The organism is Micromonospora sp. NPDC047756, assembly GCF_055587245.1.
On sequence record NZ_JBVJGQ010000002.1, the window covers coordinates 843,875 to 866,267 of the forward strand.

The 22,393-nt window shown below is 71.4% G+C and carries 17 protein-coding genes; 9 read left to right on the top strand and 8 right to left on the bottom strand.

Translation table 11 applies throughout. The features are described 5' to 3' along the window. Positions 1-18 precede the first annotated feature (18 nt). The 5 genes from ACZ6NZ_RS08800 to ACZ6NZ_RS08820 all read left to right on the top strand — a co-directional run bounded on the left by ACZ6NZ_RS08800 (position 19) and on the right by ACZ6NZ_RS08820 (position 7,962). Complete coding sequence (locus ACZ6NZ_RS08800; protein ID WP_465857161.1) at positions 19-708, top strand: DUF624 domain-containing protein; 690 nt, start codon at positions 19-21, stop codon at positions 706-708. Further along, positions 705-2,738 carry a beta-galactosidase gene (locus ACZ6NZ_RS08805; protein WP_465857163.1) on the top strand — a complete coding sequence of 678 codons (2,034 nt, stop codon included), beginning with the start codon at positions 705-707 and terminating at the stop codon, positions 2,736-2,738. The genes ACZ6NZ_RS08800 and ACZ6NZ_RS08805 overlap by 4 nt, the downstream gene beginning before the upstream one ends. Continuing rightward, positions 2,735-4,873, top strand: coding sequence for an alpha-glucuronidase (locus ACZ6NZ_RS08810; RefSeq protein ID WP_465857165.1), 2,139 nt, complete (start codon positions 2,735-2,737; stop codon positions 4,871-4,873). Before ACZ6NZ_RS08805 ends, ACZ6NZ_RS08810 begins: the two co-directional genes overlap by 4 nt. A 311-nt stretch (positions 4,874-5,184) precedes the next feature. Beyond that, a complete protein-coding gene (locus ACZ6NZ_RS08815; protein ID WP_465857166.1) occupies positions 5,185-6,540 on the top strand; it encodes an extracellular catalytic domain type 1 short-chain-length polyhydroxyalkanoate depolymerase in 1,356 nt (451 codons plus the stop codon). A gap of 39 nt (positions 6,541-6,579) precedes the next feature. Continuing rightward, positions 6,580-7,962 carry a glycoside hydrolase family 10 protein gene (locus tag ACZ6NZ_RS08820; RefSeq protein WP_465857168.1) on the top strand — a complete coding sequence of 461 codons (1,383 nt, stop codon included), beginning with the start codon at positions 6,580-6,582 and terminating at the stop codon, positions 7,960-7,962. A 186-nt stretch (positions 7,963-8,148) separates the two neighbouring features. Here ACZ6NZ_RS08820 and sthA read toward each other — a convergent pair whose 3' ends face one another. The 4 genes from sthA to ACZ6NZ_RS08840 all read right to left on the bottom strand — a co-directional run bounded on the left by sthA (position 8,149) and on the right by ACZ6NZ_RS08840 (position 12,552). Then, positions 8,149-9,552 (bottom strand): Si-specific NAD(P)(+) transhydrogenase, encoded by a 1,404-nt coding sequence (gene sthA / locus ACZ6NZ_RS08825; protein ID WP_465857170.1) that lies wholly within the window; start codon positions 9,550-9,552, stop codon positions 8,149-8,151. A gap of 53 nt (positions 9,553-9,605) precedes the next feature. Beyond that, a complete protein-coding gene (locus ACZ6NZ_RS08830) occupies positions 9,606-10,631 on the bottom strand; it encodes a fibronectin type III domain-containing protein (protein ID WP_465857172.1) in 1,026 nt (341 codons plus the stop codon). A gap of 89 nt (positions 10,632-10,720) precedes the next feature. Beyond that, positions 10,721-11,359 (bottom strand): response regulator transcription factor, encoded by a 639-nt coding sequence (locus tag ACZ6NZ_RS08835; RefSeq protein ID WP_366606380.1) that lies wholly within the window; start codon positions 11,357-11,359, stop codon positions 10,721-10,723. Then, entirely contained in the window at positions 11,356-12,552 is a 1,197-nt protein-coding gene (locus ACZ6NZ_RS08840) for a sensor histidine kinase (protein WP_465857175.1), read from the bottom strand. The genes ACZ6NZ_RS08835 and ACZ6NZ_RS08840 overlap by 4 nt, the downstream gene beginning before the upstream one ends. Before the next feature lie 145 nt (positions 12,553-12,697). On the opposite strand from ACZ6NZ_RS08840, the gene ACZ6NZ_RS08845 reads away from it, so the two are divergent. Beyond that, complete coding sequence (locus tag ACZ6NZ_RS08845) at positions 12,698-13,456, top strand: ABC transporter ATP-binding protein (protein WP_465857177.1); 759 nt, start codon at positions 12,698-12,700, stop codon at positions 13,454-13,456. Further along, complete coding sequence (locus ACZ6NZ_RS08850; RefSeq protein WP_465857179.1) at positions 13,453-15,984, top strand: FtsX-like permease family protein; 2,532 nt, start codon at positions 13,453-13,455, stop codon at positions 15,982-15,984. Before ACZ6NZ_RS08845 ends, ACZ6NZ_RS08850 begins: the two co-directional genes overlap by 4 nt. Before the next feature lie 52 nt (positions 15,985-16,036). Here the strand turns inward: ACZ6NZ_RS08850 and ACZ6NZ_RS08855 are convergent, their stop codons facing one another. Both ACZ6NZ_RS08855 and ACZ6NZ_RS08860 read right to left on the bottom strand, forming a co-directional pair. Beyond that, a complete protein-coding gene (locus ACZ6NZ_RS08855) occupies positions 16,037-17,650 on the bottom strand; it encodes an RICIN domain-containing protein (RefSeq protein WP_465857181.1) in 1,614 nt (537 codons plus the stop codon). A gap of 96 nt (positions 17,651-17,746) precedes the next feature. Continuing rightward, positions 17,747-18,169 carry a DUF2000 domain-containing protein gene (locus tag ACZ6NZ_RS08860; RefSeq protein ID WP_357207495.1) on the bottom strand — a complete coding sequence of 141 codons (423 nt, stop codon included), beginning with the start codon at positions 18,167-18,169 and terminating at the stop codon, positions 17,747-17,749. A gap of 50 nt (positions 18,170-18,219) precedes the next feature. Between ACZ6NZ_RS08860 and ACZ6NZ_RS08865 the strand changes: the two genes are divergently transcribed. Next, positions 18,220-19,023 carry a helix-turn-helix transcriptional regulator gene (locus ACZ6NZ_RS08865; protein WP_465857184.1) on the top strand — a complete coding sequence of 268 codons (804 nt, stop codon included), beginning with the start codon at positions 18,220-18,222 and terminating at the stop codon, positions 19,021-19,023. A 6-nt stretch (positions 19,024-19,029) separates the two neighbouring features. Here ACZ6NZ_RS08865 and ACZ6NZ_RS08870 read toward each other — a convergent pair whose 3' ends face one another. Both ACZ6NZ_RS08870 and ACZ6NZ_RS08875 read right to left on the bottom strand, forming a co-directional pair. Beyond that, positions 19,030-19,863: a helix-turn-helix transcriptional regulator gene (locus ACZ6NZ_RS08870; protein WP_465857186.1), complete on the bottom strand. Its 834-nt coding sequence runs from the start codon at positions 19,861-19,863 to the stop codon at positions 19,030-19,032. A gap of 289 nt (positions 19,864-20,152) precedes the next feature. After that, positions 20,153-21,577: an aldehyde dehydrogenase family protein gene (locus ACZ6NZ_RS08875; protein ID WP_465857188.1), complete on the bottom strand. Its 1,425-nt coding sequence runs from the start codon at positions 21,575-21,577 to the stop codon at positions 20,153-20,155. A gap of 218 nt (positions 21,578-21,795) precedes the next feature. Between ACZ6NZ_RS08875 and ACZ6NZ_RS08880 the strand changes: the two genes are divergently transcribed. After that, the gene (locus tag ACZ6NZ_RS08880) at positions 21,796-22,371 is read left to right on the top strand and encodes a DinB family protein (RefSeq protein WP_465857190.1); all 576 of its coding nucleotides are present in this window, start codon (positions 21,796-21,798) and stop codon (positions 22,369-22,371) included. Positions 22,372-22,393: the final 22 nt, after the last annotated feature.

Below are 22,393 nucleotides of genomic sequence, written 5' to 3' on the forward strand. Positions count from 1 at the left end.
GACCGGAGGGAGCGAGCGTTGAGTGGCGCGACTCAGACCCGGCGACAGTTCGGCGACGGGCCACTGTCGCGGATCACCTCGCGCGTCTACATCCTGCTCGTGGTCGAGCTGCTCCTGCTGCTCACCACGGTGCCCGCCCTGCTTCCGCTGCTGGTGCTGGGCCGCGATCCGAGCAACCTGCCGCTGGTCGCGCTCCTGCTGGTACCGGTCGGCCCGGCGATCTCCGCCGCCCTGTACACCCTGCGTCACCAGCGAGCCGACCTGACCGACCTGCGCCCGGCGACCCTGTTCTGGCGCGGCTACCGGGCCAACGTCCGCGGCGTCCTGCGCGTGTGGGTGCCGACGCTGCTGTGGCTGACCGTGCTCGCCGTGAACCTCGCCTACCGCGACGCGGTCGGCCTGTCGAGCTGGTGGGCGGTGCCGCTGGTGCTGATCGGAGTGGGTGTGACGCTCTGCGCGGCCAACGCTCTGGTGATCACCTCGCTGTTCGACTTCCGCACCCGCGACGTGCTCCGGCTGGCCGTGCACTTCCTCGTGCGTACCCCCGGTGTTCCCGTCGGCAACGCCCTGCTGCTGGCCGCTGCGGCCGGGATCACCGCGGCCTTCTCCGAAGCGGTGTTGATGCTGCTGGCGTCGGTCGCGGTGCTGGCGTACCTGCGCGTCGGCGACCCGATGATCCACCTGATCCGGAAGGAGTTCACCAGATGAGCCTGCCCCTCAGCGCCAAGGTGCCCTTCGGGGGCGACTACAACCCGGAACAGTGGCCAGAGGACGTGTGGAAGCAGGACTACCGTCTCTTCGACACGGCACGGATCGACCTGGTGACCCTCGGGGTGTTCGGCTGGGCGCTCACCCAACCCGCCGAGGGCACCTACGACTTCGCGCTGCTGGACAGGATCGTCGAGCGGGCCAGCGCCGAGGGACGCGGGATCTGCCTGGCCACCGGCACCGCAGCACACCCAGCGTGGTTGGCGAAGGCGTACCCCGAGGTGACCCGGACCGACTTCGAGGGCCGCAAGCACCGCTTCGGCCAGCGACACAACTCCTGCCCCAGCTCGCCGATCTTTCGCCGGCTCTCGACGGAGCTGGCCCGCCGGGTCGCCCGTCGCTACGCGGACACCCCGGCGGTGCTCGCCTGGCACGTCGGCAACGAGTACGGCGGCGCCTGTTACTGCGCCCTGTGCGCGGCCGGCTTCCGGAACTGGCTGCGTCTCCGCTACGGCACCCTCGACGAGCTGAACGCGGCCTGGTACACCACCTTCTGGTCGCACACCTTCACCGACTGGGACGAGATCGAGCCGCCGTCAGCACTGACCGAGCACTGGCGGGGCCCGGAGCACACCGCCTTCCCGGGCATCACCCTGGACTACCTGCGGTTCACCTCCGACGCGATGCTGACGAACTTCCGCGACGAGAAGGCGGCCATCCGGGAGTCCAGCCCGGCACTGCCGGTGACCACGAACTTCATGGGCATGTACCGCCCGATCGACTACCACCGCTGGGCCCCCCATCTGGACTTCGTCTCCTGGGACAACTACCCACCCGACGACGCGTCGGCGGCCCGGATGGCGCTGACCCACGATGTGATGCGCGGGCTCAAGGACGGTCAGCCGTTCTGGCTGATGGAACAGACCCCGAGCTTCACCGCGTGCCGCGACGTCAACCCGTTGAAGCGCCCCGGTCTGATGCGGCTGTGGAGCTGGCAGGCCGTGGCGCACGGCGCCGACGCGGTCCTCTTCTTCCAGTTGCGGGCCTCCCGCGGGGCCAGCGAGAAGTACCACGGCGCGGTCATCGGGCACGCCGGTCGCTCCGACACCCGGGTGTTCCGGGAGGTCGCCGAGCTGGGCGCCGAACTGGAACGGCTCGGCCCGGCGTCACTGGGCGCGCGGACCCCGGCCCGGGTGGCGCTGCTGTTCGACTGGGACAGCTGGTGGGCGTTGGAGCTGTCCGACGGTCCGTCCCGGCTGGTCCGCTACCAGCAGGTCGTGCTCGCGTACCACCGGGCCCTCTGGGATGCCGGTGTGGACCTGGACGTCGTCGCGGTGACCGCCGACCTTTCTGGCTACGACGTGGTCGTGGCCCCGGCCCTGCACCTGCTCAAGGGTGACCTGCCGCAGCGGCTGGAGGCGGTGGCGACGCGCGGCGGGTCGGTGCTGACCACCTACCTGTCCGGCCGGGTGGACGAGAACGACCAGGCCTTCCTGATGGACGTGCCGGGACCGCTCGGGCAGCTGATGGGCGTCCGGGTCGACGAGTGGGACGCCCGCGGCCCGGAGGTGGTCAACCCGGTCCGCCTCGGCGACGGCGCGGATCAGGTCGACGTCGAGGCGAGCCTGCTGTTCGAGCTGGTGATCCCGCAGGGCGCGCAGGTGATCGGCACGTACCAGGCCGACTTCTACGCGGGCACCCCCGCGGTGACCCGTAACTCCTTCGGCGCCGGCGACGGATGGTACGTGGCCGCCGGGCTGGATCAGGTCGGGGTGTCCTGGGTGGTGCGGCAGGTGCTCGCCCGGCACGACCTGCTCGGGCCCTACCCGGACGTGCCGGACCTGGAATCCGCCGTGCGGGTCGCGGCGGACGGGTCGCGGCTGTTGTTTCTGCTCAACCACCGCGCCGAGCCGGTCGAGGTGACCGCCCGGACCGGCGGCGTCGACCTGCTCACCGGCGAGCGTACGGCGGCCGGCGGTGTCCTGCGGCTGCCGGCGTACGGGGTTGTCGTGCTGGAGGAGGACCGGTGAACGCCGAAGAGTCGGTGGAGTTGGAGCAGCTCATGTTCGTCGAGGAGCCGATGGACGGTGACGAACCGCGCGTCCATCCGGCCTGGCTGCCGCCGGAGGCGTTCCGGTCGCTCGGCGCGCGTCGCGTCCTCCTGCACGGCGAGGGGCTGCTCGTCGACACCGTGCTCAACGAGGTCTCGCGCGCCTGCGCCCGGTACGGCGGACGGGTGTGGCACTCCCCGTCCTGGGACGTGGATGTCGACCTGGTGCTCGCCCTGCGCGACGCCGCCGAGCTGCCCAATCCGGCGGTGGAGGCGGCGCGCGCCGCCGGCGAGGCGGCGCTGGCCGAGCTGGGCGACGGCGGGACGCTCGGCGACGAGGGTTTCGTGTTGGCGCGGGCCGGCGACGTGACGGCGGTGCTGGCCGACGCGCCCGCCGGCCTGCTCTACGGGCTCTTCCACGTGGTCCGGCTCTGCGCGGTGGCCTTCGACCCGGCCCGGCCACCGGAGCGGCACCGGCCGGCACTGCGCCGACGGATGCTGAACCACTGGGACAACGTGGCAGTGCACCCGGTGATGGGCCAGGTCGAACGGGGCTACGCGGGCGGCTCGATCTTCTGGCAGGACGGCCGTCCGCGCGGCGACCTGGCCCGGGTGCGGGAGTACGGGCGGCTGCTGGCCTCCTGTGGAATCAACGCGATCTCGGTGAACAACGTCAATGTGGCCCGTACCGAGGCGCTGCTGCTCACCGAACGGCTCGGGGACGTGGCCGAGATCGCGGACGCGCTGCGCCCGTACGGCATCCGGGTGCACCTGTCGGTCAGCTTCGCCGCGCCGGTGCTCCTCGGTGGCCTGCCGACCGCCGACCCCCTGGACGAGAACGTGCGGGTCTGGTGGGCCGGCACCACCAGGCGGGTGTACGACCGGATCCCGGACTTCGGCGGCTACCTGGTGAAGGCCGACTCGGAGGGGCAACCCGGCCCGTTCACGTACGGCCGTGACCACGCCGACGGGGCGAACCTGCTGGCCGAGGCCCTCGCCCCGCACGGGGGAGTGGTGCACTGGCGGGCGTTCGTCTACAACCACCACCAGGACTGGCGGGACCGGTCCACCGACCGGGCTCGGGCCGCGTACGACCACTTCGCCCGGCTCGACGGGCGGTTCCGTACCAACGTGGTCGTCCAGGTGAAGTTCGGCCCGGTGGACTTCCAGCCGCGCGAGCCGGTCTCACCGGTGCTCGCCGCGATGCCGGCGACCCGGCTGGCGGTGGAGTTGCAGGTCACTCAGGAGTACACGGGCCAACAGCGGCACGTCTGTCACCTCGGCCCGTGGTGGAGTGAGGTGCTCGGCTTCGCTCCCTGGGGGCCGGGCGGGCGGACGATCGCCGACGTGGTCGCCGGGGAGTCGGGGGCGGGCGGCGGGATGGTCGCGGTGGCCAACGTCGGCGACGACCTCTTCTGGACCGGGCATCCGTTGGCGCAGGCCAACCTGTACGGGTTCGGTCGACTGGCCTGGGACCCCCGGCGGGACCCGACGGCGATCCTCGACGAGTGGATCACGTTGACCTTTCCGCCGTCGGCGACCGCCGACGCGGAGCTGGTGCGGCGGGTCCTGCACGAGATCATGGACGACTCGTGGCGCACGTACGAGCGCTACACCGCCCCGCTGGGTGTCGGTTTCATGGTCAACCCCGGCGACCACTACGGTCCCGGCGTCGACGGGTACGAGTACACCCGGTGGGGCACCTACCACTTCGCCGACCGCGACGGCGTCGGCGTGGACCGCAGCCGCGCGTCGGGCACCGGCTTCGCCGGCCAGTACCCGCCGTACTGGGCGCAGGTGTACGAGTCATCCGAGACCTGTCCCGACGAGTTGCTGCTCTTCTTCCACCACGTGCCGTACGGGCACGTGCTGCACAGCGGCTCGACGGTCATCCAGCACATCTACGACACCCACTTCGCCGGGGTCGAGGAGGTGACGGCGATGCGACGCAGGTGGCAGACGTTGACCGGGATGATCGACCCGAGCGTGTACGAGCGGGTCGCCGAACGCCTCGACGAGCAGGTGCGCTGCGCCACCGAGTGGCGCGACCAGATCAACACGTACTTCTACCGCAAGTCCGGGGTGCCGGACGGGCGAGGGCGGGACATCTACTGAGCGACGGTGTGGGCGGCCCGGTCATCCGGTCGGGCCGCCGCATGCCGTGTGCTCCGCTGCGGCCCGGCGGGTTCCGAAAAACGTGCCGATAATTCACCGCCACCCATCGCCGCCGAAGGCGCCCGTCGATGCCCATTGTCGCGCAGGTGACCGCCAGAACCGTTGCGGCGAAAGGTTTCCGGAAGTCTTGACAATCGAGTGTGCTCGATCGAAGCTGACATGGTCACGCGAGCCGCGGTCAAGGTCGGGCGAAGGGCAGTCCTCGACTTAAGTCCCCTTCCACGCGCCTTTTTCCGCAGAGGATCGCGACGATGACACTGAAGACGAGAATGCTTGGCGTCGTCATGGCGGCCGTGACACTGGCCGCCGCCGCGTTGACGTTCGCCGCTCCCGCGTCGGCGGCGACGCTCACCCAGGTGACCAACTTCGGCACCAACCCCACCAACCTGCAGATGCACCTGTACGTCCCGGACCGGGTGGCGACCCGGCCGGCGATCCTCGTGGCCATGCACTACTGCACCGGGACGGGCCCCGCGTTCCACTCGGGCACCCAGTACGCCTCCCTCGCGGACCGGTACGGGTTCATCGTGATCTACCCGTCGGCGACCCGCAGCAGCAAGTGCTGGGACGTCTACTCACCGCAGGCGTTGCGCCGTGGCGGCGGCAGCGACCCGGTCGGGCTCATGTCGATGGTGGACTACGTGCGGCAGCGCTACTCCGCCGACCCCGCCCGGATCTTCGCCACCGGCACCTCGTCCGGGGCGATGATGACCAACGTCATGCTGGGCGTCTACCCGGACGTGTTCGCGGCGGGTGCCTCGTTCGCCGGGGTGCCGTTCGCCTGCTTCGCCACCGGCGGCACCTCGGAGTGGAACAGCCAGTGCGCCAACGGGCAACTCATCCGGACCGCGCAGCAGTGGGGTGACCTGGTCCGGCAGGCGTACCCCGGCTACACCGGCCCGCGACCCCGGATGCAGATCTGGCACGGCACCAACGACGAGACGCTGCGCTACCCGAACTTCGGTGAGCAGGTCAAGCAGTGGACGAACGTGCACGGGCTGAGTCAGACCCCGACGTTCACCGACTCCCCGCGGTCCGGCTACACCCGCACCCGCTACGGCAGCAGCGGCCCGATGGCGCCGGTCGAGGCGATCAGCATGCAGGGTGTGACGCACAACGTGCCGGTCGACGCGGCGCAGGTGATCCGCTTCTTCGGGCTCGACGGCACCGCGCCCCCGACCACTCCGCCGCCGACCGACCCGCCGCCGACCACTCCGCCGCCGACCGATCCGCCGCCGACCACTCCGCCGCCGACCGATCCGCCGCCGACCACTCCGCCGCCGAGCGAGGGTGCCTGCCGGGTCGGTTACACGGTCAACGCCTGGAACAGCGGTTTCACCGCGAGCGTCGCCATCACCAACACCGGTGCCACCGCCGTCAACGGCTGGGAGTTGACCTTCACGCTGCCCAGCGGGCAGCGCATCACCAGCGGCTGGAACGCCCAGTACGCCCCGACGAGCGGCGCGGTGACCGCCCGCAACGTCTCCTACAACAACACCATCGCACCGAACGCGTCGGTCGAGATCGGCTTCCAGGCCACGCACGAGGGCGGCACGGGCAAGCCCACCTCGTTCGCGCTCAACGGTGCCGCCTGTTCGGTGTCCTGATTTCCCTTCCCACCCCACCACCCTCAGAAGGAGTCACAGATGAGAAGTTCGAGATGGAAGGCGGCATCCAGAGCCGCAGTCGCGCTGGCCAGCGCGGGTGCCCTCGCCGCCGGCATGGCGCTGTTCGCGACGGCACCCGCCTCCGCCGGGACGACACTCGGCGCGTCCGCCGCCGAGAAGGGTCGCTACTTCGGCACGGCGGTGGCCGGCTTCAAGCTCTCCGACAGCGCGTACACCACGATCTTGAACCGTGAGTTCAACTCGGTGACCGCCGAGAACGAAATGAAGATGAACGCCACCGAGCCGCAGCAGAACCAGTTCAGCTACGGGGCGGCGGACCAGATCGTCAACCACGCCCGCAGCCGCGGGATGAGCGTGCGGGGTCACACCCTGGCGTGGCACTCGCAGCAGCCCGCCTGGATGGAGCGCATGAGCGGCAGCGCGCTGCGGCAGGCGATGCTCAACCACGTCACGCAGGTGGCCACCTACTTCCGTGGCAGGGTCGTGGCGTGGGACGTGGTGAACGAGGCGTTCGCGGACGGCAGCTCCGGAGGCCGTCGCGACTCCAACCTCCAGCGCACCGGCAACGACTGGATCGAGGCGGCGTTCCGGGCCGCGCGTGCCGCCGATCCGGGCGCGAAGCTCTGCTACAACGACTACAACACCGACAACTGGACGCACGCCAAGACCCAGGGCGTCTACAACATGGTGCGCGACTTCAAGGCCCGTGGCGTGCCGATCGACTGCGTCGGGTTCCAGTCGCACTTCAACAACGACTCACCGTACGTGAGCAACTACCGCACCACCCTGTCCAGCTTCGCGGCGCTCGGTGTGGACGTGCAGATCACCGAGCTGGACATCCAGGGCGCTTCGGCGAACACGTACCGCAGCGTCGTCGAGGACTGCCTGGCCGTTGCCCGCTGCAACGGCATCACGGTGTGGGGCATCCGCGACAGTGACTCGTGGCGGTCTTCGCAGACCCCGCTGCTGTTCAACAGCAACGGCTCGAAGAAGCCCGCGTACGACGCGGTTCTCACCGCGCTGAACAACGGCACCACGCCCACGGACCCGCCGACCGACCCGCCGACCGACCCGCCGACCGACCCGCCCACCACGCCGCCGCCGGGCACGGGTGGCTGCACCGCCACGGTGTCGGTGAACCAGTGGAACGGTGGCTTCGTGGCGAACGTACGGGTGACCGCAGGCTCGTCGGCGCTCAACGGCTGGACGGTGTCGATCGGACTGCCGTCCGGTGTCACCGTCACCGGAGCGTGGAGCGCCAACCGCAGTGGTAACAGCGGCACGACGAACTGGACCAACGTCGCCTACAACGGTCAGGTCGGCGCCGGGCAGTCCACCGAGTTCGGGTTCCAGGCCAACGGCACCGCCGGCAGCCTGAGCCCCACCTGCTCCGCGGGCTGACGCACCCACCGGCCGGTGCGGGGGGCAGGGCCCCGCACCGGCCCCACCCGCTCCTGCCCTCGGTGATCAAGAGGTTTGCGTCAGGACACGCCAGATCGGTTGACGGAACCCTCTTGATCACCGGGAGGGGTTGAGCCGCGACTATCGCAACCGGCTGGCAGAGCTGGTCGAGGTCGGCGGCGGTGGCTAGCCGTCGATGCGGGTGATGTTGCGGATCTTGTTTGACGCGTCCAGAGCGGCGACCTTGTACGCCTCGGCCAGCGTCGGGTAGTTGAACACCGTGTCGACCAGGTAGTTGATCGTGCCGCCGCAGCCCATCACCGCCTGACCGATGTGGACGATCTCGGTGGCGGCGGTACCGAACACGTGCACCCCGAGCAGCCGGCCGTCGTCGGGGGAGACGAGCAGCTTCAACATGCCGTACGAGTCACCCACGATCTGACCCCGGGCCAACTCGCGGTACCGGGCGATGCCCACCTCGAACGGTGTCGAGCTCTCGGTGAGCTGCGCCTCGGTCTGCCCGACGAAGCTGATCTCCGGAATCGTGTAGATGCCGATCGGTTGCAGGCCGTGCATCTCCCGGATCGGCTCGCCGCAGGCGTGCTGCGCCGCCAGTCGGCCCTGCTCCATCGAGGTGGACGCGAGCGCGGGAAAGCCGATCACGTCACCGACGGCGTAGATGTTCTCCACCGCGGTGCGGTAGTTGGCGTCGACGGCGATCCGGCCGCGTCGGTCCGCCTCCAGCCCGGCCGCCTCCAGCGCCAGGTCGTCGGTCTGACCCTGCCGGCCGGCCGAGTACATCACCGTGTCGGCGACGATCTTCTTGCCGCTCTTGAGAATGCACAGCGCCGCGGTCTGGTGCTTCTCCACGGCGGCGACCTCCTCGCCGAAGCGGAACGCCACGGACAGGTCGCGCAGGTGGTACTTGAGTGACTCGACGATCTCGTCGTCGCAGAAGTCCAGCATCCGGTCGCGGCGTTCCACCACCGTCACCTTGGTGCCGAGCGCGGCGAACATCGAGGCGTACTCCATGCCGATCACGCCGGCGCCGACCACGACCATGCTGCGGGGTACGGCTTGCAGGTTGATGACGCCGTCGGAGTCCACGATCGTGCGGTCGTCGAAGTCGACGCTGTCCGGGCGGGCCGGGCGGGTGCCCGCGGCGATGACGCTCTTGTCGAAGGTCACCTTGGACTCGCGGCCGGAGCCGTCGTCGACCCAGATCGCGTGCGCGTCGGCGAAACGCCCGGTGCCGGTGATCATCGTGACGCGGTTGCGGGACAGCTGGTTGCGGATGACGTCGGTCTGCCGGGTGATGACGTGCTGGGTCCGGGCCGCCAGGTCGCTGACGGTGATGTCCTCCTTGACCCGGTAGCTGCTGCCGTACAGGTCGCGCTGACTCAGGCCGGTCAGGTAGAGCACTGCCTCGCGCAGCGTCTTGGAGGGCACGGTGCCGGTGTTGATGCACACCCCACCGATCATGTCGCGGCGGTCCACGATGGCCACCCGCCTGCCGAGTTTGGCGGCGGCGATCGCGGCTTTCTGACCGCTGGGCCCGGAGCCCAGCACCAACAGGTCGTAGTCATACACAGGCGTTAGCGTCGCAAGATGTCGCGGCGCACGCCAGACCCCGGAGTCGAGCGTTATTCGTCTGCCACCGTGCACAGGCCGCCGTTGAGTGTGATTTCCTCCGGCAGTTGCGTGCCGGTGGCGACCAGCCCCAGCGACACGGTGCCGCCGGGCGGGATCACCGCGTTGCGGCCGGTGTTGCCCACTCGGAGGTAACTGTTGTTGAGGCGGTCGCCGACCTTCGCGCCCCAGATGCCCTGCACCTGCTGACTGGCCCAGAACCGCCACGTCATCGTCCACCCGTCGACCACCGTCGAGCCGGTGTTCTCCACGACGAGGTGCGCCACGAAACCGTTCGGCCACTGCCGGACGACGGACCGGACCGCGCAGCTCGGCGGCGGCGGCAGGGTGGTGACGGTGACCGGTGCGGACAGCGCGGACAGCAGTCCGACCTCGTCGCGGGCTCGCACCACGAAGGTGTAGGTGGTGTTCGGCGTCAACCCGTTGATCGTGGCGCTGTTGACGGGCGGGTACTGGGAAACGTCGCGGACCAGGGTGAGAGCGCCGCCGGCGTCCACCCGGAACACCTCGTACCGTTCGAGCGCCGCGTTCTCCACCGAGTGCGCCCAGCGCAGCCGGACCGCCGTGGCGGTGACGTCGAACGCCACCGGTTGACCCGGCGCGCCCGGCGGTTGGTCGTCGCCCGGCGGCATGGTCAACCGCAGGCTCGGGTTCGACGGTGAGCCGTTGCCGGCTGCGTCCACCGCCGACACGAAGAAGGTGTAGGTGCGCGACGGCCGCAGGCCGGTGATCCGGATGTTGTTGGTGTCGGTCGACCAGGTGAGGCCGTTGTCCTCGAACCGCGCGGAGACCGGGTAACGGACCACCCCCACGTTGTCGGTCGAGGCAGCCCAGGTCAGCTCGACCCAGGTGGTGTCGATGGCGGTGACGGTGATCGGGCCCGGGGCGGTGGGGGGCTCGGTGTCGTCGGCGGCCGCGTACGCCGGGGTCGCGCCCGACGCCACCAGGACTGCCGTGAGCGTGCAGGCGGCCAGTGCGGCGGCCCGGGACCGGGCGCCGCGCCTCGGATGATCGCGCATGGTTGATCGCCTCGCCTTCGAGTGAGCGCAGCGGACCAGTCATCGACTGATGACGATGATAGGTGAGCGGTGGTCAGGGCGTTGTCCCGTCAGCCGACGAGACGGCGCTCCCAGGCCCAGGCGGCGATCTCGACCCGGTTGCGGGCCGTGAGTTTCATCTGCACGCTCGCCAGGTGGGTCTTGACCGTGCCCACGGCGATGAAGAGCCGAGCGGCGATCTCGGCGTTGGTCAGGCCCCGGGCGACGAGCTTCACGACGTCGAGTTCCCGTGGCGACAGGCCGCCGTCGTCGCGCGCCCGGGCCGGCGAGCTGAGGTGCTCCAACAGCCGGACCGTGATCGAGGGGCTGATCAGCGCGTCTCCGGACACGGCCGCGCGAACGGCCTCCACCAGCAGGGCCGGGCCGGAGTCCTTGAGCAGGAAGCCGCACGCGCCGTTGGAGAGCGCCGTGTGCACGTACTCGTCGAGGTCGAAGGTCGTCACGACGACCACCCGGATCGGGTCGGCGACGCCCGGCCCCGCGAGCAGCCGCAGTGCCTCCAGACCGTCGAGGCGGGGCATCCGGATGTCCAGCAGCACCACGTCCGGGCGCAGTCGTCGGGCCAGCTCGACGGCCTGGACGCCGTCTGCTGCCTCGCCGACCACCTCCAGGTCCGACTGGGCGCCAATGATCATGCCGAAGCCGGTCCGGACCATGGCCTGGTCATCGGCGATCAGCACCCGGATCACCGGGCTGCCGCCACCTGTAGCGGAAACGCCGCGTCGAGCACCCAGCCACCGGCGACGCCGGGCCCGGCGGTGATCGTGCCGCCGAGGGCGCGGACCCGCTCGGTGAGGCCGATCAGGCCGAAGCCGTGCCCCCGGGCCGGCGCGGTTCGCGGCGACGCGCCGTCGTCGGCGACCCGAACCAGCAACCAGTCCGGGGTACGCCGCACGGCCACGGCCACGGACCGCGCGTCCGGCGCGTGCTGGCGGGAGTTGGTCAGCCCCTCCATCACCACCCGGTACGCCGACGTCGAGACCTCCACCGGCAGTCCGTCCAGGTCGCCGTCGACGTGCAGTCGTGCCGGCGCGTTCGCCGCGCCGTTGAACCCGGTCAGCAGCGGTTCCAACTCGTTCACCCCGGCCAGTGGCGCCAGCGGAGCGTCCGGCGGCGCGTCCGGGTTGCGCAGGATGCCGACCATCCGCCGCATCGAGGCCATCGTCTCCGCGCCGGCCCGCTCGATCTGCTCCAGGGCGACGATCACCCGCTGCGGGTCCTGCTCGGCGACGAACCGGGCGCCCTGTGCCTGCACCACGATGCCGGTGACGTGGTGGGCGATGAAGTCGTGCAGGTCCCGGGCGAACTCCGCACGCTGCTCGGCCCGCACCAGGGCGATGGCCCGCTCCCGGCCGGCGGCCACGATACGCAGGTAGAGCCCCACCCCGGCGGCGCCGGCAGCGGCGATCACCTGAAGCAGACCGAAGATCACCAGGAGACTCTCGGCGCCGGAACGCAGCGGCAGCGCGGCGACGGCCAGCCCGGCGACCACCGCCGCCGCCGGGGCGAGTCGGGGCGCGCCCCAGCGCGTCACCACGAAGACCACCCCGATCAGCCCGGCCGACTCGGCGAGCCCCCAGCTGCCGCCACCGAGCCCGTAGCGGCCGTCGGGAATGATCACGATCGCCGCGGTCACGACCAGTGACGCAGAGGCGAGTACCAGCGCGGCCAACGGCAGCCGGCGGGAGCCCGGTCGGTGCACCGGCAGCCAGAGCGGAACCGTCGCCACCGCCAGCCCCACCCGTACCAGCAGGAGCAGCAGGGCGGCCAGGCCCGTGGGCGAGCTGTACCGCAGGTCGAAGAGGGCGAGCAGCCCCATGGCCACCAGCCCGGCGGCCTGGGCCAGGCGTACCCACCATCGTCGAAGATCCGGCGTGCTCATGGTGACCCAGCGTAGCCAGCCGGACGGAGGTGCCGGATCGGCCGAAAGGCAGACCCGCGCCGGTCATACCCGGCCCCGGGCCGATGCGCCCGCCCACCGGTCGCGGCGAGGCTTTCCCGGTCACCACGCAGCCTTTGGAGGAACGATGACAACCCACGCCCCGCCGGAGACCAGCCACGCCGCGGTAGCGGCGGTCGACCTGGTGAAGGTGTACGGCAGCGGCGACACCGCCGTCCGTGCCCTGGACGGGGTCTCGGTCGGCTTCGGCCGGGCCGAGTTCACCGCCATCATGGGCTCGTCCGGATCCGGCAAGTCGACCCTGATGCACTGCCTCGCCGGCCTCGACACGGCCACCTCCGGTCGCGTCCTGCTCGGCGGCACGGAGCTGACCGGCCAGTCGGACCGGACCCTGACCCGGGTACGCCGGGAACGGATCGGGTTCGTCTTCCAGTCCTTCAACCTGCTGCCACAGCTCACCGCCGCGCAGAACATCACCCTGCCGCTGGATCTCGCCGGTCGGCAGCCCGACGCTGAACTCCTCGCGCACCTGGTACGGATGCTGGGCCTCGGCGACCGTCTGAACCACCGGCCCAGCGAGCTGTCCGGCGGCCAGCAGCAGCGGGTCGCGCTCGCCCGGGCACTGGTGGCACGCCCCGAGGTGGTCTTCGCCGACGAGCCGACCGGCAACCTCGACTCGCGCTCCGGCGCGGAGGTGCTCACCATCCTGCGCGACTCCGTACGCGACCTCGGTCAGACCGTCGTCATGGTCACCCACGACCCGATCGCCGCCGCGTACGCCGACCGGGTGGTGCTGCTGGCCGACGGGCGGCTGGCCGGCGAGATCGACAAGCCGAACCAGGTGTCGGTCACCGACGCCCTGCGTGAGCTGGCGGCCCGCCGATGAGGGCGACGGTGCTGCGTACCCAGACGACCGCCGCCGCCCGGCGGCCCGGCCGGCTGATCCTGACCGGCCTGGCGATCCTGGTCGCGTCGTTCGTCGTCTTCGGCGCCGTGCTGGTGCAACAGATCACCGAGCGGACCGTGCGGGACAACCTCAGCGGCACCCCGGCCGTCACCGACCTGGTGATCGGCAGCGTCGACGTGCCGCCACCCACGGTGCGGGACGTGCAGCAGATCCGGGCCGTGCCCGGGGTGGCCGAGGCGGTCGCCCGGGTCGCCACCGGCGTCTCGATCGGCGAGGGATACCTCAACCTGCAGTCCGATCCGGGCAGCGGCCCGTTGAGCACGGTCCGGGTCGTCGAGGGCAGGTACCCCGACGCCCCCGGCCAGATCGCGATCACCCCGCGCACCGCCGAGCGGCTCGGGCTGTCGGTCGGCACCACCACCAGAGGTACCGGCGGCGAACTCGGCGCGCCCGCTCCGCTCACCGTGACCGCCGTGGTGGAGACCGCCGCCGACGCCGGGTACGACGCGTACGCCCCGGAGAGCGCGGTGATCGGCTGGGCGCGACTGACGGCCGTGGAACGCGTGGACGTGCGGGTGACGCCCGGCACCGAACCCGACGCGGTCCGGCAACGGGTCAGCGCCGTGGTCGCCGCCCAGCCGATCCGCTCCGGTGCCGAGGTACGCGACGCCGAGGCCAACGCGGCAGCCGAGCAGGTCGGGAAACTCTTCATTCTGGTCGGCGTCTTCGTCTCCATCGCGGTCGCCGCGGCGGCGCTGGTGGTCACCTCGACCTTCCGCATCGTCTTCGCCCAGCGGATGCGGCAGCTCGCGCTGCTGCGGGCCGTCGGCGCGAGTCGGGGCACCCTGGTCGGCGCGCTGGCCGCCGAGGGCGCCCTGACCGGTCTGGTCGCCGGGGTCGTCGGGGTCGCCGCCGCGCTCACCCTCGGGTACGCGCTGCCGCCGGTCCTGCGCGCCGCCGGCCACCAGGTCTCCTCGCCGGGCCTGCCGCTGGCGGAAGCGGTCATGGTGGTGATCGGCGCTGTCGTGGTCACCGTGTTGGCCGTGCTGGCGCCGGCGCTCTCGGCCGCCCGGGTCTCCCCGTTGGAGGCGCTGCGGTCGGCGAGCACCACCGCCGGTCGGCGCGGCATCGGGGCGGCGCGCCTGGTGTCGGGGTTGCTCCTGACCGTCGGCGCGGTCCTCGCGGCGGTCGCCACGATCAGTCGGTTGCCGAAGCCCGACCAGTCGGACTACAACCCGACGCTGCCCCTGCTCCTGCTCGTCGCGTCGGGCGGGATGGCGTTCTTCGCGCTGGTGGCCCTCGGTCCGCTGCTGGTCCGCCCGGTGCTGGCCGTGGTGGGTTGGCCGCTGCGCCAGCTCGGGCCGCTCGGGCGGATGTCGGTCGGCGGGATCGGCGGGGCCCCACGCCGGGCGGCAGCGGTCTCCGTCGTGGTCGCGCTGGGGGTGACCCTGATCTCCGGGGTGGTCATCGGCGGCGCGTCGTTGCGGATCCTCGCCGACCGCGAGATGGCGCTGTCGGCCCCGACCGACTTCGAGGTCACGACCAACGGTGAGCCCCTGCCGCCGGCCGTGGTGACCCGGGCCGAGGCGGCGCGCGGCGCGCTGGCCCGGGTGGTGCCGTACCGCAGGGTCGACGACGCGACACTGTTGCGCGGCGTCGACAAGCTCGGCACCACCGAGTCCGGTTACCTGACGAGCGACCTCGACCTGGCGGCGTTGCCGAGCACCGGCGATCTGGACGTGGCCCAGGGCACCCTGGCCGACCGTGGCCCGGGACGGATCGTGGTCAACAAGTGGGTCGCGTGGGACGCCGGCCTGCGGGTCGGCGACACCGTCACCCTCGCCGTTCCCGCCGGCCGGGTCGACGTGCGGGTGGCCGCCGTCCTGCCCGGTGACGGCCCGCTGCACACGGGCATCCTCGCCGATCCGGCGGACCTGGACCGGCTCGGCGTGCCGGCCGCGTACACCGGTCTGCTGGCCGACGCCGCCGGTGCCGGCGAGGACGGCCGCACCGCCGGGGTGCGGGCGCTGCGGCAGGCGATCGGTGGCAGCGACGGGGTGGGCCTCGCGGTGCTCGCCGACGATCGGGACCGCAACGACGCGGTGCTCCGCACCCTGGTCTGGATCGCGGTGGGTCTGGTCAGCCTGACCGTGCTGATCGCGGTCGTCGGCGTGGGCTCCACGACCGCGCTGTCGGTGGTGGAGCGGGTACGCGAGTCCGGGCTGCTCAGGGCGATCGGGCTGTCCCGGACCGGCCTGCGCGCCATGCTGACCGTCGAGTCGGGCCTGTACGGGGTGATCGGCGCGACGATCGGCCTGGTGCTCGGCATTCCGTACGCCTGGTTGGCCGTCCAGACCCTCGGGATCGAGGCGCCGCTGACCGCGCCGCTGCTGCCGCTGGCCGGGCTCTTCGTGGTGCTGGTCGCGCTGACCGCGCTGGCCGGGGTGCTGCCGGCCCGTCGGGCGTCGCGGGTCAGCCCGGTGCAGGCGCTGGGGGCCGACAACTGAGCACCGTCGTGGGGTGGCGTCGCACCGTCGGCGCCACCCCACGACGGCCCGGTCAGTTGGGGTTGTTGGCGTGGGTCAGCGTCTCCCAGGCGACGAAGAGGTTGTTCGTCCCGGCCGGACGTTGTTGCAGCGTGAGGGTCTGGGTGTTGGTCATGACGTTGCCCAACCGGGTGCTCATCGCGTTGAAGCCGACCTCGGTGATCGGCCCGAGGCCCCGGGTGAGGCTGCCACCGCAGAGCCAGGAGGGTGGCGCCTCGCCGAGCTGGTAGCGCGAGTGGAAGCCCAGCGCCTGGCGCAGCCGCTCGCCGACCTGCGGGTACAGGTCCCGTCCCTGGATCCGGGAGGTCTCCGCGACGTGCGAGATGGCGGAGATCCCGTACCCGGTGTGGACGAAGTCGCGGCAGGTCTCCTGGGCGAGGCCGGCGACGAACGTGGACTGGCCCTGCCAGTAGCCGATGATCTCCGCGCTGGTGTCCAGGCCGCTGCCGGGCATCGTGTACGGCAACGCGCCGTCGCTGGGCAGGTAGATGAAGGCCCGGGTGCGGTTGAGGAATCGGGTGACCGCCGCGTCGTAGGCGTTCCGGTCGTCCAGGAAGACCGCGATGCCGACGGCGGCCTCCATCATGGTCAGTTCCCAGTTGCCGTTGCTGTTCGAGCCGTTGCGCACCACCGGCAGGTAGACGTTGCGCAGCATGGTGGCGAAGCGGTTGGCGTTGGGCCAACTCGTGTAGGTGTACTTGATGATCTCGGCGGCCCGGGGCCAGACCGAGGCGGCCCAGCCGGTCTGCAACGGGCCGTTGCTACCGGTGTGTGCGGTGATCGTCGCCGACCACGCGTCCATGATCTGGATCGACTTCTGCGCGTAGCGGGCGTCCCCGGTGACGTACCAGGCGAGCGCGTCGGTGTACGCCGCGATCGCGTCCTCCCGCTCGTCGGTGCAGCCGTTGTTCGGGTTGGAGTAGGACCCGCACTCGACCACCGAACGGGGTGCCGGGGTGCGCGACAGGGAGGCGTACCGGCTGCTCATCATCTGGTTGTAGGCCGACGCCCACGGCTGCGCGCCGGCCTGCACCCGGCCGCGGACGAAGTCGAGCTGGCCTCGGCTGACCAGCACGCCGGGGTGGGTGAAACCACTCGACGGCGGCGGTGTGGTGCCGCCTCCGGTGGGTAGTGCCCAGCTCTGGTTGGCGGTGCCGGTGCAGCTCCAGATCTGCAACGGCGTCCCGTCGGCCGAGCTCTGGCCGGTCGCGTCGAGGCACTTGCCCGAGGTCGGGTTGACCAGTTGCCCGGCGTTGGCCGACCACTGCTGCGCCCCGGTGCCGTTGCAGTCGTAGATCTGCACCCGGGCGCCGTTGGCGGTGCTGGCGGCGGCGATGTCCAGGCACTTGCCCAGCGCCCGGATCGTGCCGTCGTCGCCGACCGTCCACTGTTGCGCGGCGGAGCCGTTGCAGGTGAAGAGCTGCACCGCGGTGTTGTTGGCCGGGTTCGCTGCGGCCACGTCGACGCACTTGCCGCCGTACCCGGTGATGGTGCCGGTCGCGGCCGCCACGGCGGGCGATGCGCCGACGACCAGTCCGGTCGGTACGGCGAGCAGGGCCGCGGCGAGCGCGGAGATCAGTCTGATGCGGGGGTGGCGGGGCGCGAGCCCGGCCGATCGTCGCGCCATGTGGGGGTCCTTCCGGGGCGGCGAAACAACTGTAAAGTGTGTTAATCATTACAGTCATACAGGCCGATATCAATGCCTTCGTCGCCACGGATGCCGTTACGGGTGCATGGACGCACCCTTGAGCACCTTGTCCACCACGTTGCGCGGCGCGTGCAACGCCAGCCCCACCAGGTCGAGCTTCTCCCGTCCGACCGCCTGGACGGCAGCGCGGTTGTCCCGGTCGTTGCCGGTGGCGAACAGTTCGGAGGTGAAGATCGCCAGCCGCAGGCCACGAGCGAGGCCGCGCGAGTGCGCGCCGACCAACGTCGCCCGGTCCCCGGCGAAGACCAGCACCGGCTGGCCGAACATCGGCAGGTAGCCGGTGCCGTCCGCGTCGCGGTACTCCTCGCCGACCAGCTCCGGCAGCGTGCTCGCGATGCCGCTGACCAGGAACGCGGTGACGTTCAGCCGTTGCCAGCCCGCCAGGTCGTTGCGGAGCAGCACGGCGATCTTGGTGGGAAAGCGGATCGGTTCGGTCATGGCGTCGAGCCTGCCCGCCCCGACACCTACCGGTCTTGTACGTTCTTAGCGTGGTCACCCGCCCCGCGGGCTCGCATGTCAGCGCGTGGCGACCGGCGGTAGCCGGGGTCGCCGAGGTCTTTCACGCCCATTTCGTCGACCACGCCTACCCCCGGCACATCCACGACGTCTGGACGCTGCTGATCGTCGACGACGGCGCGGTCCGCTTCGACCTGGACCGGCACCGGCACGGCGCGCTGCGCACGTCGGTCACCCTCCTGCCGCCGTACGTGCCGCACGACGGCAGGTCCGCCACACCCGACGGCTTCCGCAAACGGGTCCTGTACCTCGACACGTCGGCGCTCGACGCCGAGCTGGCCGGGCGGGCCGTCGACGAGCCGGACCTGGCCGATCCGCGGCTGCGCGACCGGGTTGACCGCCTGCACCAGGTGCTCGCCGCACCCGGCGACGAGTTCGAGGCCGAAAGCCGGCTCGCGTTCATCCTGGACCGGCTCCGCCGCCAACTCCGCCAGCGCTGCCCGGTCGGTGTCCAGCCGGCCGGACACGGCCTCGCGGTGCGCCTACGGGAGCTGCTGGACGCCCGGACCGTCGAGGGCGTCACCCTGCGGGAGGCCGCGGAGCTGCTGCACGCCCACCCGACCCACCTGGTCCGGGCGTTCACCCAGGTGCACGGCGTGCCACCCCACACCTATCTGACCGGTCGTCGGGTCGAGCTGGCCCGTCGCCTGCTCCTCGCCGGGCAGCGGCCCGTCGAGACCGCCGTCGCGGTGGGGTTCTTCGACCAGGCGCACCTGACCCGCCACTTCCGGCGCTACCTGGGGGTCAGCCCCGCCCGTTACCCCCGCCCGACCTGATCGCGGTCAGACGAGCTGGCCGCCGATGACGGCCAGCAGGCGCAGCTTCTCGTCGCTCGGCGACCCGGGTACGGCGGTGAAGACCAACAGTGTCTGTGACTGGTCGGGATCAACGAGCGTCTGGCAGTGCAGTTCCAACGCCCCGACCTCCGGGTGCACGAAGTGCTTGGGCGGGCAGTAGCCGGCGGGCACCGGGTGCTCCCGCCAGAGCTGCGCGAACTCCGGGCTCCTGGCCAGCAGGTCGTCGACGAGCGCGGCGGCCCGTGAGCCGCGCCCGTCGCGGGTGTACGCCGCGTGCAGGTGCGCCACGAGCAGTCGACTCTGTGTCTGGTGATGCTGCGCCGGGTGCAGCTGCCGTGCGCTCGGGTCGGTGAACCAGCGGTGGTGCGCGCTGCGCGCCAACCCGGTGTACCGGGTCTCGTCACCGAGCAGGGCGACGGCCGGCGCGGTCTGCGCCAGGGTCTCGCCGAGGTGGTTCACCACCTGGGCCGGGGTGTCGTGCATCCGGTCGAGGATGCGCATCATCCCCGGGTTCACGTGGTCGGCCCGCACCGCGCGGCGCGGAACGGCGTGCCCGGCAAGCTGGAACAGGTGATCCCGTTCGGCGAGGGAGAGCCGCAGGCCCCGGGCCAGCGCGGCGAGCATCTGTTCCGAGGGGTGCGGCCCGCGCTGCTGCTCCAACCGGCTGTAGTAGTCGGTGGACATCCCGCTCAACGTGGCCACTTCCTCACGCCGCAGCCCTCCGGTGCGCCGCCGGGGCCCCCGGGGCAACCCCACGTCCTCGGGCTGCAGAGCCTCCCGGCGGGTACGCAGGAAGCTCGCGAGTTGGGCGCGGTCCACGTGTCTCTCCGATCGGTGGGTGCCAGCCAGTCGCCGGCACATCAACTGCAACAGACCAGCCCCGCCCCGCTGTTCCACCCCACCCCACCCCACCCTCGCCCCGCCCCGGGTTGCGCGCCCCGCGCCCCGTCCGCGCCCCGCCCCGGGTTGCGCGATCTTGCACTTTCTGTCGGTACATAGGGGGCGTAGCACCCCATATCGGCGACCGAAAGTGCAAGATCGGCGTGGGTGCGGGTGCGGGCGCGGGTGTGGGTGTGGGTGTGGGTGTGGGTGTGGGTCTGCGGAGGGGTCAGCGTTGGATGGACTTGGTCTCCAGGAACTCCTCCAGCCCAAACCGGCCGAACTCGCGACCGTTGCCGGAGTGCTTGTAGCCGCCGAACGGGGCGAGGGGGTTCCAGTGGCCGGCGTTCACGTCGACCTGGCCCACGCGCAGCCGCCGGGCGATCGCCAGCGCGTGCTCCGGCTCACCGAAGACGCCGCTGGTCAGGCCATACAGCGTGCCGTTGGCGATGGCTACGGCCTCCTCTTCGTCGGTGTGGGGGATGATCGTCAGCACCGGGCCGAAGATCTCCTCCTGGGCGATCGCGGAGGCCGGGTCGACGTCGGCGAAGATCGTCGGCTGGACGTAGGCCCCGACGGTCAGCCCCGCGGGCCGCTGCGGGCCGCCGAACACGAGCCGAGCACCGTCGGAGACGCCCCGCTCGATGTAGCCGACGACCTTCTGCCGGTGGGCCTCGGACGCCATCGGGCCGATCCGGGTGGACTCGTCGCCCGGGTCGCCGACGGAGTACTGCTTCGCGGCCGCGACGGCCAACGCCACGACCTCGTCCTGACGGGAGGCGGGCACCAGCATCCGTGGCCACGCGCCGCAGACCTGACCGCCGTTGCTGAACGCCATCATCACGCCCCGCTCGACAGCGGTGGGCAGGTCGGCGTCGTCGAGGATGATGTTCGCGCCCTTGCCGCCCAACTCCAGCGCGACCCGCTTGACGGTCGCCGCGGCCACCGCGGAGATCCGCTGTCCCGCCCGGGTGGAGCCGGTGAAGGAGATCATGTCGACGTCCGGGTGGGCGGAGATCGCCTCGCCGACGGTCGCGCCGGTGCCGTAGACCACGTTGAAGACACCCGCCGGTACGCCGGCCTCGGCGGCGACCTCGGCGAGGATGCGCGCGGTCAGCGGGGCGTTCTCGGACGGCTTGAAGACCATCGTGTTGCCGGCGAGCAGAGCCGGAGCCAGCTTGGAGACGATCTGCTGAAGCGGAAAGTTCCACGGCGTGATCGCGCCGACCACGCCGATCGGCTCGCGGACGATCAGCGAGTTGCCGACCTCCTCGGTCCAGGCGAAGTCGTCGGCGAGGCCGGCGATGGACTCGACCACAGCGGCCGGGAACGCGACCTGGGCGGTCCGGGACATGCCGATCGGAGAGCCCATCTCGGCGGTGATCGCCTGGGCGATCTCCTCCGTGCGGGCGGCGAGGCCGGCGCCGAGGCGGCGCAGCACGTCCGCGCGGTGCCGCGCAGTGGTCGCCGACCAGGCCGGGAAGGCGGCACGGGCGACAGCGACGGCGCGGTCGACGTCGGCGGCGGTGCCGGCCGGGGTCTCGGCGACGACCTCGCCGGTGGCCGGGTTCACGACGGGAAGGGTGCCGGCGGAGCCGGTGACGGTCTCGCCACCGATCCAGTGGCCGGTGACGGTGTAGGTGGAAGGTGTCATGGACCGACCGTCGCACCGCTGCCGAACCCCAACCAGGTGCGGTTTATCCACGGTTCGGCGATCCCTGGCTGGAGACTGGCACGTCGGGTTGGCCGGGCCCAGGTACCGGCAGGCCGGGCTTCCAGCACCCGGCGGGGCGGGGTGGCGTGTCCTGCCGACCATGAGCTTCGCGGGTCGCCGGGGCAACGCCGACGCCGACCGGATGCCATAGTGCCGCGATGAAGGCGGACCTGCACAGTTACTTGAAGGGCGGCCGTGAGTCGCTGCTGTGGAAGCTCGACGGGCTCGGCGAATACGATATTCGGCGTCCGTTGACCCCGACCGCCACCAATCTGCTCGGTCTGGTGAAGCACTCGGCGGCCATGGAGATCGTCTACTTCGGTGTCGTGTTCGGTCGACCGTTCGAGCAGGAGTTGCCGTATGTCGGTGACGGCGCGGAGACCAATGCCGACATGTGGGCGAGTGCGGACGAGACCCGTGAGGAGATCCTGGCGCTGTACCGGCGCGCGATCGCCCACGCCGACACCACCATCGAAGCCCTCGCCCTGCACGAAGTGGGTCACGTGCCGTGGTGGGGCGATGCGGCGGTCACGTTGCACCACGTCCTGGTCCACGCCATCGCGGAAACCCAACGGCACGCCGGCCACGCCGACATCGTCCGCGAACTCATCGACGGCACGGCCGGGCTACTGCCAAGGCACGACAATCTGCCCGCCGCGGACGAGTCATGGTGGCGGGACCACCGCCGGCGAGTGGAGCAGGCCGCGCTCGACGCCAGCAGGCGCAGCAGCTAGTTCTCCGCCGGCCATCGGTGAC

Bases quoted from the DNA above. Each gene is read 5' to 3' on its own strand.
- ACZ6NZ_RS08880 (WP_465857190.1), top strand. From the start codon at position 21,796: ATGAAGGCGGACCTGCACAGTTACTTGAAGGGCGGCCGTGAGTCGCTG.
- ACZ6NZ_RS08850 (WP_465857179.1), top strand. From the start codon at position 13,453: ATGAGGGCGACGGTGCTGCGTACCCAGACGACCGCCGCCGCCCGGCGG.
- ACZ6NZ_RS08815 (WP_465857166.1), top strand. From the start codon at position 5,185: ATGACACTGAAGACGAGAATGCTTGGCGTCGTCATGGCGGCCGTGACA.
- ACZ6NZ_RS08805 (WP_465857163.1), top strand. From the start codon at position 705: ATGAGCCTGCCCCTCAGCGCCAAGGTGCCCTTCGGGGGCGACTACAAC.
- ACZ6NZ_RS08840 (WP_465857175.1), bottom strand. From the start codon at position 12,552: ATGAGCACGCCGGATCTTCGACGATGGTGGGTACGCCTGGCCCAGGCC.
- ACZ6NZ_RS08855 (WP_465857181.1), bottom strand. From the start codon at position 17,650: ATGGCGCGACGATCGGCCGGGCTCGCGCCCCGCCACCCCCGCATCAGA.
- ACZ6NZ_RS08845 (WP_465857177.1), top strand. From the start codon at position 12,698: ATGACAACCCACGCCCCGCCGGAGACCAGCCACGCCGCGGTAGCGGCG.
- ACZ6NZ_RS08860 (WP_357207495.1), bottom strand. From the start codon at position 18,169: ATGACCGAACCGATCCGCTTTCCCACCAAGATCGCCGTGCTGCTCCGC.
- ACZ6NZ_RS08830 (WP_465857172.1), bottom strand. From the start codon at position 10,631: ATGCGCGATCATCCGAGGCGCGGCGCCCGGTCCCGGGCCGCCGCACTG.
- ACZ6NZ_RS08875 (WP_465857188.1), bottom strand. From the start codon at position 21,577: ATGACACCTTCCACCTACACCGTCACCGGCCACTGGATCGGTGGCGAG.
- ACZ6NZ_RS08820 (WP_465857168.1), top strand. From the start codon at position 6,580: ATGAGAAGTTCGAGATGGAAGGCGGCATCCAGAGCCGCAGTCGCGCTG.